Annotated in this window: 11 protein-coding genes; 10 read left to right on the top strand and 1 reads right to left on the bottom strand. The window is 67.6% G+C overall.

The window, feature by feature from the left end; translation table 11 throughout:
- Positions 1-2 precede the first annotated feature (2 nt).
- The 9 genes from ACOI2T_RS14285 (at position 3) to ACOI2T_RS14325 (ending at position 7,862) form a co-directional block, all read left to right on the top strand.
- Positions 3-314, top strand: a complete 312-nt coding sequence (locus ACOI2T_RS14285; RefSeq protein ID WP_067858873.1) for a hypothetical protein — start codon at positions 3-5, stop codon at positions 312-314.
- Positions 315-370: 56 nt separating this feature from the next.
- On the top strand, positions 371-1,201 hold the full coding sequence (locus tag ACOI2T_RS14290) for an undecaprenyl-diphosphate phosphatase (RefSeq protein WP_409501915.1): 831 nt from the start codon (positions 371-373) through the stop codon (positions 1,199-1,201).
- A 10-nt stretch (positions 1,202-1,211) separates the two neighbouring features.
- Positions 1,212-1,883, top strand: coding sequence for a histidine phosphatase family protein (locus ACOI2T_RS14295; RefSeq protein WP_409501692.1), 672 nt, complete (start codon positions 1,212-1,214; stop codon positions 1,881-1,883).
- A gap of 35 nt (positions 1,884-1,918) precedes the next feature.
- Entirely contained in the window at positions 1,919-2,506 is a 588-nt protein-coding gene (locus ACOI2T_RS14300; protein ID WP_067858865.1) for an Rv2134c family protein, read from the top strand.
- A complete protein-coding gene (locus ACOI2T_RS14305) occupies positions 2,490-3,329 on the top strand; it encodes an Rv2133c family protein (protein WP_409501693.1) in 840 nt (279 codons plus the stop codon). The genes ACOI2T_RS14300 and ACOI2T_RS14305 overlap by 17 nt, the downstream gene beginning before the upstream one ends.
- Before the next feature lie 61 nt (positions 3,330-3,390).
- Positions 3,391-4,152, top strand: a complete 762-nt coding sequence (locus ACOI2T_RS14310) for a 3'(2'),5'-bisphosphate nucleotidase CysQ (protein WP_067858859.1) — start codon at positions 3,391-3,393, stop codon at positions 4,150-4,152.
- Between the two features lie 117 nt (positions 4,153-4,269).
- Positions 4,270-5,517 (top strand): cysteine--1-D-myo-inosityl 2-amino-2-deoxy-alpha-D-glucopyranoside ligase, encoded by a 1,248-nt coding sequence (mshC, locus tag ACOI2T_RS14315; RefSeq protein ID WP_409501694.1) that lies wholly within the window; start codon positions 4,270-4,272, stop codon positions 5,515-5,517.
- A 36-nt stretch (positions 5,518-5,553) separates the two neighbouring features.
- Entirely contained in the window at positions 5,554-6,429 is an 876-nt protein-coding gene (locus ACOI2T_RS14320; protein ID WP_409501695.1) for an SDR family oxidoreductase, read from the top strand.
- A gap of 23 nt (positions 6,430-6,452) precedes the next feature.
- A complete protein-coding gene (locus tag ACOI2T_RS14325) occupies positions 6,453-7,862 on the top strand; it encodes a DUF1254 domain-containing protein (RefSeq protein ID WP_421877305.1) in 1,410 nt (469 codons plus the stop codon).
- Here ACOI2T_RS14325 and ACOI2T_RS14330 read toward each other — a convergent pair.
- Positions 7,859-8,737, bottom strand: coding sequence for a PAC2 family protein (locus ACOI2T_RS14330; RefSeq protein ID WP_067858854.1), 879 nt, complete (start codon positions 8,735-8,737; stop codon positions 7,859-7,861). The genes ACOI2T_RS14325 and ACOI2T_RS14330 overlap by 4 nt on opposite strands.
- Positions 8,738-9,179: 442 nt before the next feature.
- On the opposite strand from ACOI2T_RS14330, the gene metH reads away from it, so the two are divergent.
- Entirely contained in the window at positions 9,180-12,968 is a 3,789-nt protein-coding gene (gene metH, locus ACOI2T_RS14335) for a methionine synthase (RefSeq protein ID WP_409501696.1), read from the top strand.
- The last annotated feature ends 3 nt before the right edge of the window (positions 12,969-12,971 follow it).

A 12,971-nucleotide genomic window follows, 5' to 3' on the forward strand; every position in this document is an offset into this window, starting at 1 on the left:
ACATGACCCTCGCCGCAGACCGACACCTGGGAGACCAGAAGTTTGCTATCGAGGACATTTCCACTGGTGTCCACGCCAGCGGATTTGGCCAAGTTGGTGATGGGCGGACATTTTCTTTCCACATCGAGCGCCAGCAGCTGATGATCGAGGTGTATCGGCCGAGGCTTTCCGGTCCGGTTCCCGCCGAGGAAGATGTGGTGGCCGTCGCTGCCCGCAAACTCACCGACATCGACCTCACCGACGAGCGCAGCCTTTCGGCGACGGTTCGCGACGCCGTTGCCGAGGCGCAGCCGGTGGCGCGCACCGCTCGCTGAGCCAACCCTTCGCGGGGTGCCACGGTACGGTCGTCGTCGTGACTGACGTGCCTGCGATGTCGTGGCTCCAAGTGATCGTGTTGTCGATTGTGCAGGGGCTCACCGAGTTTCTGCCGGTGTCGTCGTCGGGCCACCTCGCCATCACGTCGCGCGTGTTCTTCGACGACGATGCCGGCGCCTCGTTCACCGCGGTCACCCAGCTCGGCACCGAGGCCGCGGTGCTGGTGTACTTCGCCAAGGACATCGGCCGCATCGCGAAGGCCTGGTGCACAGGCCTGTTCGACGCCGCGCGCCGCAACGCCGACTACCGCCTCGGCTGGTTCGTGATCATCGGCACCATCCCGATCGCGGTGTTCGGGCTGCTCTTCAAGGACGAAATCCGCACGGGCGCACGCAATCTCTGGCTCGTGGCGTCCGCGCTCATCGTGTTCTCGGCGGTCATCGCGGCGGCCGAGTACTTCGGCAGGCAGACCCGCCACGTCGAACAGCTGACGTTGCGCGACAGCGTCATCGTCGGCCTCGCGCAATGTCTGGCGCTCGTGCCGGGTGTCTCGCGTTCCGGCGCCACCATCAGCGCCGGGCTCTTCCTGGGCCTGGACCGGGAGTTGGCCGCGCGCTTCGGTTTTCTGCTCGCCATTCCCGCGGTCTTCGCCTCAGGCCTGTTCTCGCTGCCCGACGCGTTCCATCCGGTCGGGGAAGGTATGAGCGCCAGCGGGCCGCAACTCCTGATCGCGACGCTGATCGCCTTCGTCGTCGGATTCGCCGCGATCGCCTGGTTCCTGCGATTCCTCGTGTCGCACAGCATGTATTGGTTCGTCGGATACCGGATCCTGCTCGGTACGGTGGTGCTCGTCCTGCTCGGCACCGGCGTGGTGGCGGCACAGTGAAGGCGGCACAATGACTTTGATCCTGTTGCGGCACGGGCGCTCGACGTCGAACACCGCGCACACGCTCGCGGGCCGGTCGGAGGGTGTCGACCTCGACGACCGCGGTGTCGAGCAGGCGGCAGGTGTGGTGGCGCGCATCGGCGACCTACCGGTGCGTGCGATCGTGCGGTCGCCGTTGTTGCGGTGCCGGCGCACGGTCGAACCGCTGGCCGCGGCGCTGGGTTTGGAGCCCATCGTCGACGAGGGGCTCACCGAGGTCGACTACGGCGGCTGGACCGGCCGCAAGATCGCCGACTTGGTCAAAGAGCCGCTGTGGAGCGTGGTGCAGGCGCAGCCGAGCGCCGCGGTGTTCCCGGATGGCGAGGGGCTGGCCCAAGTCCAGGCCCGTGCCGTCGCGGCGGTGCGCCGGCGCGACCGCGAACTCGCCGAGGAACACGGCGCGGACGTGCTGTGGGTGGCGTGCACACACGGTGACGTCATCAAGGCCGTGCTGGCCGACGCGCTGGGTGTGCACCTCGACGGCTTTCAGCGGATCACCGCCGACCCGGCGTCGATGAGCGTGATCCGTTACACCGATCTACGCCCATTCGTGATGCACATCAACCACACCGGCGCCCAACTCAGCGCCGGGTTGGCCGCCAAGCCGACCACCGATGCGGTGGTCGGCGGGTCCACCGACTGACCGGCGATACCGATGACGGTATTTTGGAAGGTGCCATGGCCCGCGCAATTCACGTCTTCCGCATGCCCGACCGCTTCGTGGCCGGGACGGTTGGCCAACCCGGTAATCGGACCTTCTACCTGCAGGCCGTTCACGACAAGCGGGTGATCTCCGTCGTGCTCGAAAAGCAGCAGGTCGCCGTCTTGGCGGAGCGCATCGCCGCACTGCTGCTCGAGGTCAACCGCCGGTTCGGCACGCCCATCCCGCCGGACACCGGGGAGGTCGCCGATCTGCGGCCGCTCATCACCCCGGTGGATGCCGAATTCCGGGTCGGCACCATGGGGCTGGGCTGGGACTCGGAAGCGCAGACGATCGTCGTCGAACTGCTCGCGGTGTCCGACGGCGAGTTCGATGCCTCGGTGGTGCTCGACGACGCCGAGGAGGGCCCCGACGCGGTGCGGGTGTTCCTGACGCCGGAATCGGCTCGGGAGTTCGCGACGCGGTCCAACCGGGTCATCTCGGCCGGGCGCCCGCCGTGCCCACTGTGTGACGAGCCGCTCGATCCGGACGGTCATATCTGCGTGCGCACCAACGGCTACCGGCGCGGCGTCACGGCCGAACCTGAAGATGACGTCGACGGCTGACGGCGGGCCGGGCCCATCCAGATCCGACGGCGAGGTGCTGGACAACGGTGAGTTGACGGTGATCGGCCGGATCCGGTCGGCCAGCAATGCCACCTTCCTGTGCGAGGCGCATCTGCGGGGCCGCGAGGTGCACTGCGTGTACAAGCCGGTGGCCGGCGAGGCGCCGCTGTGGGACTTTCCGGACGGCACCTTGGCGGGCCGCGAGTTGGGTGCCTACCTCGTGTCCGCCGCGCTCGGCTGGAACGTCGTGCCCTACACCATCATTCGCGACGGGCCCGCCGGGCCGGGCATGCTGCAGCTGTGGGTCGACCAGCCCGGCGACGAGGTGGGCGACGAGCCGGAGTCGGGACCCGACCTGGTGGATCTGCTGCCCGCGGGGCGCATCCCGCCCGGCTTCCTGCCGATCCTGCAGGCCTACGACTACGCGGGCGACGAGGTGACGCTCGTGCACGCCGACGACCCGCGGCTGTTCCGGCTCGCGGTGTTCGACGTGCTGATCAACAACGCCGACCGGAAGGGCGGGCACATCCTGTCCGGCGTCGACGGGCAGGTGTACGGCGTGGACCACGGTGTGAGCCTGCACACCGAGGACAAGTTGCGCACGGTGCTGTGGGGCTGGGCGGGTAAACCCGTCGACGACGACACCCTGGCCGACGTCGCGGCCCTGCGCGACGGGTTCGGCGCTGGTCTCGGAGAACAGTTGTGTGGTCTGGTCACCGAACGCGAGATCGCCGCGTTGTACGCGAGAATCCTTGCCCTGCTGGACAATCCGGTGATGCCGATGCCCGACCGGCGCAGGCCGATCCCGTGGCCGGCGTTCTAGCCGGGATCGATTGGGCTGCCCCGGCCTGACACCGAAAGTTCACGGCACCGATACTGGCTCGGTGACACTTTCCGATGCCGACGTGGCCGCAGCAGTGGCCAAGGAGGCCGGGGAGTTGTTGCTGGCCGTCCGCGACGAGGTCGGTTTCTACGATCCGTACTACCTCGGCGACGAAGGCGACCGCCGGTCGAACGCGCTGATCCTGGACCGGTTGGCGCAAGCCCGGCCGGGCGATTCGGTGCTGAGCGAGGAAGCCGTGGACGATCTCGCCCGTGTCGAGGCCGATCGGGTGTGGATCGTCGACCCCGTCGACGGCACCCGGGAGTTCTCCCTGCCGGGACGCGAAGACTGGGCGGTGCACATCGCGTTGTGGCAGCGCTCGCTCGGGCCGCACGGCGGCTTGTCCGACGCGGTGGTGGCGCTTCCGGCGCGCGGTGAGGTGTACCGCAGCGACACCGTCACCCCGCCGCCGCCTCGCCAAGACGGCCCGATCCTGATCACCGCGAGCTCCAATCGGCCGCCGCCGGTGCTGTGGCGCATGCGCGAACATCTCGACTTCCGGATGGTGCGTATCGGTTCGGCGGGGGCCAAGGCGATGGCCGTGGTGCGCGGCGACGTCGACGCCTACATCCACGCGGGCGGCCAGTGGGAGTGGGATTCGGCGGCGCCCGCCGGCGTGGTGCTCGCCGCGGGTCTGCACGCGTCGCGTCTGGACGGTTCGGAGCTGCGGTACAACCGTCCCGACCCATATCTGCCCGATTTCGTCATGTGCCGGCCCGAGCTCGCGTCGGTGCTACTGGACGCGATCGGTTCGGCCCGGTGAGGGCACGGTGACGGCCGGGCCGGGAATGGATCGGCGCGCGCGGTTGTCTGTCTACCTGAACTGTGCGGAACCGACCGGCGGGAGGCCGTTCTGAGCGAGCACCTTAAAGTCGATGCCATGCAATCGTGGTCGGCTCCCCAGATCCCCGTGGTGCCGGGGCGCGGTCCGCAGTTGCGGCTCTACGACAGCGCCGACCGCCAGGTGCGCCCGGTGTCCCCGGGCCCGAAGGCCACCATGTACGTGTGCGGCATCACCCCGTACGACGCGACCCACCTCGGCCATGCCGCCACCTACCTCACGTTCGACCTCGTGCACCGGTTGTGGCTCGACGCCGGGCACACCGTGCATTACGTGCAGAACGTCACCGACGTCGACGACCCGCTGTTCGAGCGCGCCGAGCGCGACGGCATCGATTGGCGCGCACTCGGCGACCGCGAGACGCAGCTGTTCCGCGAGGACATGACGGCGTTGCGGGTGGTGCCGCCGCACGACTATGTGGCCGCCACCGACGCCATCGCCGAGGTGATCGAGGTGGTCGAGAAACTGTTGGCGTCCGGCGCGGCCTACGTCGTCGATGATCCCAACGAACCCGGATATCCCGATGTCTACTACCGGGCCGACGCCACCACGCAGTTCGGCTACGAGTCGGGTTACGACCGCGAGACGATGCTGCGGCTGTTCGGCGAACGCGGTGGCGATCCCGACCGGGCCGGCAAGAGCGACGAACTCGACGCGCTGCTGTGGCGCGCGCACCGGCCGGGCGAGCCGAGCTGGCCGTCACCGTTCGGTCCGGGCCGCCCCGGCTGGCATGTCGAGTGTTCGGCGATCGCGCTCACCCGCATCGGCACCGGGCTCGACATCCAGGGCGGCGGTAGCGACCTGATCTTCCCGCACCACGAGTTCTCGGCCGCGCACGCCGAATCGGTAACGGGGGAGCGGCGATTCGCCCGCCACTACGTGCACGCCGGCATGATCGGCTGGGACGGCCACAAGATGAGCAAGAGCCGGGGCAACCTCGTGTTGGTGTCGCGGCTGCGCGCCGACGGGGTCGATCCCGGCGCGATCCGGCTCGGGCTGCTGTCGGGGCACTATCGCGCCGACCGGTCGTGGAGCCGGCAGGTGCTCGACGAGGCCAACACCCGGCTGGCGCGCTGGCGCAGCGCGACGGCCCTGCCCGCCGCGCCGGACGCGACCGACGTGGTGGCGCGCGTGCGGCAATACCTCGCTGATGATCTGGACACGCCGAAAGCGCTTGCGGCAGTTGATGGTTGGTGTACCGACGCGTTGTCGTACGGCGGGCACGACACCGAATCCGGCCGGCTGGTCGCCGCCACCGTCGACGCGTTGTTGGGTGTGGACCTCTAACTCGACCGGCGGGTACCTTAGGCGACTATGTCCGCCATGAGCTCAGTCAACGGCAAGGTCGTCTTCATCACCGGTGGCGCCCGCGGCGTCGGGGAGGAAGTCGCCCGACGGCTGCGGAAGAAGGGCGCCAAACTCGTTCTCACCGATCTGGACGAGGCACCGTTGACCGCGCTGGCCGCCGAGCTCGGCGACGAACACGTGATGACCGCGCTGGCCGACGTGCGCGATCTGCCCGCGATGCAGAAGGCCGCGGACGCCGCCGTCGAACGGTTCGGCGGCATCGACATCGTGCTCGCCAACGCGGGCATCGCGAGTTTCGGCTCGGTCATGCAGGTGGATCCCGAGGCGTTCAAGCGGGTCATCGACGTCAACGTCGTCGGCGTGTTCAACACCGTCCGGGCGACCCTGCCCGCGGTGATCGACCGGCGCGGTTACGTCCTGGTGGTGTCGTCGCTCGCGGCGTTCACGTCCGCTCCCGGGCTCGCCGCGTATCACGCGTCGAAGGCCGGCGCCGAGTACTTCGCGAACACGTTGCGCCTCGAGGTGGCCCACCTCGGCGTGGATGTCGGATCGGCGCACATGAGCTGGATCGACACCCCGCTCGTGCAGGACGCCAAAGCGGACCTGTCGACGTTCCGCGAGATGCTCACCAAGATGCCGGGCCCCCTCAAGCAGACCACCACCGTGGCCAAGTGCGGCGAAGCCTTCGTCAAGGGCATCGAGGGCCGCAAGAAGCGCATCTACTGCCCGGACTGGGTCGGCCTGTTCCGCTGGATCCGGCCGGTGGTGGCGACGCCGCTGGCCGAGCGCGACATCCGCAAGTTCACCCCGGAACTGCTGCCCAGGCTCGATGCCGAGGCCGCCGCGCTCGGGCGCTCGACCAGTGCCCGCACCGAAGCCCTGGAGAGCTGACCGTGCGGATTCTGGCTCTGGTCATGATCCTCGCGGCCAGCCTGGTGGCCTGCGCGACCGAGCCCGAACAGCCCGACCAGCCGGCACCGCCGCAGCAGGCCGTGCCGCTCGACCAGGTGCGTGCCATCGCCAAGGAGGCCTACATCTACGGCTTCCCGATGGTCGACACCTACCGGGTCCAGTACGCCTACTTCGTCAACAAAGACGATCCCGAGTACAAGGGCGGCTGGAACGATATCCACAACACCGCGCGGGTGTACACGCCCGAGGACAAGGCGATCCAGACGCCGAACTCCGACACGCCGTACTCGTTCGTCGGCGCCGACCTGCGCACCGAACCTCTCGTGCTGACGGTTCCGCCGATCGAGCAGGACCGCTACTACTCGTTGCAGTTCATCGACGGCTACACCTACAACTTCGCCTACGTCGGCAGCCGCACCACCGGCAACGGCGGCGGCAGCTACCTGCTGGCCGGGCCCGGTTGGCAGGGGGACAAGCCCGAGGGCATCAAAGAGGTCATCCGGTCCGACACCGACCTGGCGTTCGTCCTGTACCGCACCCAGCTCTTCGGGGAATCCGACCTCGACGCCGTCAAGAAGATTCAGGCCGGGTACCAGGTGGCCCCGCTGTCGGTGTACCTCAAACAGCCGTCGCCGCCCGCGGCTCCGCCGATCGATTTCACCCCGCCGTTGACGCCCGAGGCCCAGAAGACCTCGCCGCAGTTCTTCGAGATCCTCAACACCGCGCTGCGGTTTGCCCCGGTCAAGCCGGAGGAACAGGAGATGCGGGCGCGGTTCGCGACCATCGGTGTCGGTCCCGACGGCGATTTCGACGCCGACAAGCTGACGCCGGAGACGCGCAAGGCCATCGAGGACGGAATGGCCGATGCCTGGGCCGAGTTCAACACGTTCAAGAAGGACAAGGTCGACACCGACCAGGTCGGTTCGGCACAGTTCTTCGGGACCGCGGCCGACCTCAAAGGCAATTACCTGTACCGGATGGCCGGCGCGGTGCTCGGTATCTACGGCAACACCGCGGCCGAGGCGGTCTATCCCGGTGCGACGGCGGATTCCAAGGGTGAACCGCTGACCGGGGCGAACAGGTACACCTATCGGTTCGCGAAGGACCAGCTTCCGCCGGTCAACGCGTTCTGGTCGTTGACCATGTACGAACTGCCGGCCAGCCAGCTCGTGGCCAACCCGATCGACCGCTACCTGATCAACTCCGAGATGCTGGACACCCTCGTGCCCGATCCCGACGGGGGCTACACGCTCACGATCCAGAACGAGTCACCTGGCGTCGGCAACCCTGCGCAGGCGGCCAACTGGCTGCCTGCCCCGAAGGGTCCGTTCATGCTCGTCCTGCGGCTCTACTGGCCCAAGCCGGACGCGCTCAACGGAACGTGGAAGGCGCCCAAGCCCGAGCGGGTCTAGCGGCCGCGCCGGCGCAGGTAGCGTTCGAACTCCGCCGCCAGCGCGTCGCCGTCGATCTTGCCCAGCACCTCGTGCATGTCGACCTCGGCGTCGCCGCGCTGCTCCAGTGAGGCGACGTACTCGGCGATCTCCTCGTCGTCGGCGGTCATCTCGGTGACCGCCGCCTCCCATTCCTCGGCGGCCGCGGGCAGATCGGCGAGTGGCACCTCGACGTCGAGCACGTCCTCGACCCGGCGCAGCAGGGCCACGGTCGCCTTCGGGTTGGGCGGTTGGGACACGTAGTGGGGGACCGCCGCCCAGAACGTCACCGCGGGGATCCCGGCCTGCACGCACGCGTCCTGGAAGACGCCGGCTATGCCGGTGGGCCCCTCGTACCGGGTCTCCTCCAAACCGAAGAACTTCGCCGAATCCGACGAGTACGCCGCGCCCGACACCGGCACCGGGCGGGTGTGCGGCGTGTCGGCGAGCAGCGCGCCCAGAATCACGACCGTCTGGACGTTCAGCTTGTCGGCGATCGCGAGCAACTCGGCGCAGAAGGTACGCCAGCGCATGTTCGGCTCGACACCGTGCATCAGCACGACATCGCGGTTGCTGCCCGGTGGGCGGCAGTGCGATATCCGCATCGACGGCCACACCAGTTCCCTGGTCACGCCGTCGACCTGGCGGATGACCGGCCGATTCACCTGGTAGTCGTAGTACGACTCGTCGTCGATCTCGACGATCGGTTCGGCTTCCCAGATCGCATCCAGATGGTCCAGTGCGTCACTGGCCGCATCGCCGGCATCGTTCCAGCCCTCGAAGGCTGCCACCACGATGGCATCTTCCAATTCGGGCAGGTCGGCGGGCCGGCCGGCGTTCGGATACGACGATGTCACACTGCCAGCGTAAGCCCTGGGTGGTGCCAATGAGCCGCTTGAGCGGGCGGGTCGGCTTCGCCCCGATGAGTCGGTCGCGCGACGAGGCAACTTTGCGCCGATGAGCCGCTTGCGCGAAGAGCAACTTTGCGCCGATGAGCCGCTTGCGCGACGAGGCAACTTGCATAGACGGACTACCCTGTTCATGTGACTGCTGCTGACGATCGCGTCGCGGGTGCCCAACGGTGTGCGCCGACGCGGTCGCGATGAAATACGTTCGGCCGCAATCTGGTAGCACTGACCGGGTCGGGTCGATCGCAGCGACGGGTTGGGCGTCCAGACGTCGATCAGGTGACGACGTAGACTTTTCTGGTCGAGAGGCGTTGCAACGGATTCCGGTTACGCCGGTATCCGCCACGCTCGACAGAGTCAAGGACGCCTTCCGCTACGGAAGGAGTGCACTGTGACCACCCCCGTAACCGCCTCACGGCCAGATTTCGCGCCCAACATCCGCCCTGACTGCAGCGACGAACTGACGGCTGCCATGCGCGAACGGATCGTGGTGATCGACGGCGCGATGGGCACGGCGATCCAGCGCGACCGCCCGGATGAGGCCGGTTACCGCGGCGAGCGGTTCAAGGACTGGCCGAGCCCGGTTCAGGGCAACAACGATCTGCTCAACCTGACGCAGCCGCACATCATCGAGGGAATCCACCGCGAGTACCTCGAGGCGGGCGCCGACATCCTGGAGACCAATACGTTCAACGCGAACGCGGTTTCGCTCTCCGATTACGACATGGCCGAGCTGAGCTACGAGCTGAACTACGCAGGCGCCGCCCTGGCCCGCAAGGCCTGCGACGAGTTCAGCACGGCCGACAAGCCCCGCTACGTCGCCGGCGCGCTCGGGCCGACGACGCGGACCGCGTCGATCTCGCCCGACGTCAACGACCCCGGTGCCCGCAACGTCTCCTACGACCAGCTGGTCGCCGCCTACCTCGAAGCCGCCAACGGCCTGGTCGACGGTGGCGCCGACCTCATCATCGTCGAGACGATTTTCGACACGCTGAACGCGAAGGCCGCGGTGTTCGCCATCGAGACGCTGTTCGAGGAGCGTGGCCGCCGCTGGCCAGTGATCATCTCGGGCACCATCACAGATGCGTCCGGGCGGACGTTGTCCGGTCAGGTCACCGAAGCGTTCTGGAACTCGATCCGGCACGCCAAGCCGCTCGCGGTGGGACTCAACTGTGCCCTGGGTGCCCCCGAGATGAGGCCCTACATCGCCGAGATGTCGCGCATCGCCGACACTTTCGTCTCCTGCTACCCGAATGCCGGCCTGCCCAACGCGTTCGGCGAGTACGACGAGTCCCCGAAGCGTCAGGCGGGTTATGTCGCCGAGTTCGCCGAAGCCGGTTTCGTCAACCTCGTCGGTGGATGCTGCGGAACCACACCGGCGCACATCGCCGAGATCGCCAAGGCCGTCGAGGGCAAGCCGCCGCGTCAGGTGCCTGAGATCGAGGTGGCCACCCGGCTGTCGGGCCTGGAGCCGCTCAACATCACCGAAGACTCGCTGTTCGTCAACATCGGTGAGCGCACCAACATCACCGGCTCCGCCCGGTTCCGCAACCTGATCAAGGCCGAGGACTACGACACCGCGCTGTCGGTCGCCCTGCAACAGGTCGAGGTCGGTGCGCAAGTCATCGACATCAACATGGACGAGGGCATGATCGACGGCGTCGCCGCGATGGACCGGTTCACCAAGCTGATCGCGGCCGAGCCCGACATCAGCCGTGTCCCGGTGATGATCGACTCCTCGAAGTGGGAGGTCATCGAGGCAGGCCTGAAGAACGTGCAGGGCAAGCCGATCGTCAACTCGATCTCGCTGAAGGAGGGCGAGGAGAAGTTCGTCCGTGAGGCGCGGTTGTGCCGGAAGTTCGGCGCCGCCGTCGTCGTGATGGCGTTCGACGAGCAGGGGCAGGCCGACAACCTGGAGCGCCGCGAGCAGATCTGCGGGCGTGCCTACCGGATCCTGACCGAAGAGGTCGGCTTCCCGGCCGAGGACATCATCTTCGACCCGAACTGCTTCGCGCTGGCGACCGGTATCGAGGAGCACGCGACCTACGGCATCGACTTCATCAACGCGTGCGCCTGGATCAAGGAGAACCTGCCCGGGGTGCACATCTCCGGCGGTATCTCCAATGTCTCGTTCTCGTTCCGGGGCAACAACCCGGTGCGCGAGGCGATCCACGCCGTGTTCCTGTTCCACGCCATCAAGGCCGGCCTCGACATGGGCATCGTCAACGCGGGCGCGCTGGTGCCCTACGACTCGATCGACCCCGAACTGCGCGACCGCATCGAGGACGTCGTTCTCAACCGCCGCGAGGATGCGGCCGAGCGGCTCCTGGAGATCGCCGAGCGGTTCAACAAGACGGATAAGTCCGACGACACGCAGGCGGCCGAGTGGCGCAGCCTCCCGGTCCGCGAGCGCATCACGCACGCCCTGGTGAAGGGCATCGACACGCACGTCGACGACGACACCGAGGAGTTGCGGGCCGAGATCGCCGCCGCAGGTGGTCGCCCGATCGAGGTGATCGAGGGCCCGCTGATGGACGGCATGAACGTCGTCGGTGACCTGTTCGGCTCGGGCAAGATGTTCCTGCCCCAGGTCGTGAAGTCGGCGCGGGTGATGAAGAAGGCCGTCGCCTACCTGCTGCCGTTCATCGAAGCCGAGAAGGAAGGGAACGGTACTTCCGGGGCGAGCGAAGCGACGGGAAATGGCAAGGCAGCGAAGGACACCAACGGCACCATCATCATGGCCACCGTGAAGGGCGACGTCCACGACATCGGCAAGAACATCGTCGGAGTCGTCCTGCAGTGCAACAACTTCGAAGTGATCGATCTCGGTGTGATGGTGCCCGCGCAGAAGATCCTGGACGCGGCCAAGGAGCACGACGCCGACATCATCGGGCTGTCCGGCCTGATCACCCCGTCCCTGGACGAGATGGTCAACTTCGCCGTCGAGATGGAACGCGAAGGGCTTGAGATCCCCCTGCTGATCGGTGGCGCGACCACCTCACGGGCCCACACGGCCGTCAAGGTGGCGCCACGTCGTAGCGGTCCCGTGGTCTGGGTCAAGGACGCGTCCCGCTCGGTGCCGGTCGCCGCCGCGCTGCTCGACGACAGGCAGCGGCCGGCGCTGCTGGAAGCCACCGAGAAGGACTACGCATCCCTGCGCGAACGGCACGCCCAGAAGAACGAGCGGCCGATGGTGACGCTGGAGAAGGCGCGTGCCAACCGGACGCCGATCGAGTGGGACGGCTACACGCCGCCGGTGCCGGCCCAGGGGCTCGGCGTGCGAGAGTTCACCAACTACGACCTCTCGGAGCTGCGCGAGTACATCGACTGGCAGCCGTTCTTCAACGCGTGGGAGATGAAGGGCAGATTCCCCGACATCCTCAACAATCCGGCCTCGGGTGAGGCGGCGCGCAAGCTGTACGACGACGCCCAGGAGATGCTCGACACCCTGATCAAGGAGAAGTGGCTGACCGCCAACGGGGTGATCGGGTTCTTCCCGGCCAACGCGGTCGGTGACGACATCGAGGTGTACACCGACGAGACCCGCTCCGAGGTGCTGACGACGCTGCACAACCTGCGTCAGCAGGGCGAGCACCGCGACGGTATCCCGAACCGGTCGCTGGGTGATTTCGTTGCCCCGAAGGCCACCAGTCTGGCCGACTACGTCGGCGCGTTCGCCGTCACCGCGGGGCTCGGCAGCCAGGACAAGATCGCCGAGTTCAAGGCCGATCACGACGACTACAGCGCGATCCTGCTGGAGTCGCTCGCCGACCGGCTGGCAGAGGCGTTCGCCGAACGGATGCACCAACGGGTCCGCGAGGAGTTCTGGGGCTATCAGCCCGACGAGCAGCTGGACAACGAGGCACTCATCGCCGAGAAGTACGTGGGCATCCGGCCAGCGCCCGGCTACCCGGCCTGCCCGGAGCACACCGAGAAGGTGACGTTGTTCGATTTGTTGGACGTGACAAAGCGCACCGGCATCGAGTTAACCGAGTCCATGGCGATGTGGCCCGGTGCCGCCGTCAGCGGTTGGTACTTCTCCCACCCGCAGTCGCAGTACTTCGTGGTCGGCAGGCTCGCCCAGGACCAGGTCGCCGACTACGCCAAGCGCAAGGGCTGGACGCTGGCCGAGGCCGAGCGCTGGCTCGCGCCCAACCTCGGCTACAACCCGGAGGACTGACGT

The sequence above is a fragment of the Mycolicibacterium wolinskyi str. Jessa 2025 genome (assembly GCF_049241375.1).
Lineage (GTDB): Bacteria > Actinomycetota > Actinomycetes > Mycobacteriales > Mycobacteriaceae > Mycobacterium > Mycobacterium wolinskyi.

Coding starts and splice junctions, on each gene's coding strand:
- mshC (WP_409501694.1), top strand. CDS start 4,270: ATGCAATCGTGGTCGGCTCCCCAGATCCCCGTGGTGCCGGGGCGCGGT.
- ACOI2T_RS14290 (WP_409501915.1), top strand. CDS start 371: ATGTCGTGGCTCCAAGTGATCGTGTTGTCGATTGTGCAGGGGCTCACC.
- ACOI2T_RS14285 (WP_067858873.1), top strand. CDS start 3: ATGACCCTCGCCGCAGACCGACACCTGGGAGACCAGAAGTTTGCTATC.
- ACOI2T_RS14305 (WP_409501693.1), top strand. CDS start 2,490: ATGACGTCGACGGCTGACGGCGGGCCGGGCCCATCCAGATCCGACGGC.
- ACOI2T_RS14325 (WP_421877305.1), top strand. CDS start 6,453: ATGATCCTCGCGGCCAGCCTGGTGGCCTGCGCGACCGAGCCCGAACAG.
- ACOI2T_RS14300 (WP_067858865.1), top strand. CDS start 1,919: ATGGCCCGCGCAATTCACGTCTTCCGCATGCCCGACCGCTTCGTGGCC.
- ACOI2T_RS14295 (WP_409501692.1), top strand. CDS start 1,212: ATGACTTTGATCCTGTTGCGGCACGGGCGCTCGACGTCGAACACCGCG.
- ACOI2T_RS14320 (WP_409501695.1), top strand. CDS start 5,554: ATGAGCTCAGTCAACGGCAAGGTCGTCTTCATCACCGGTGGCGCCCGC.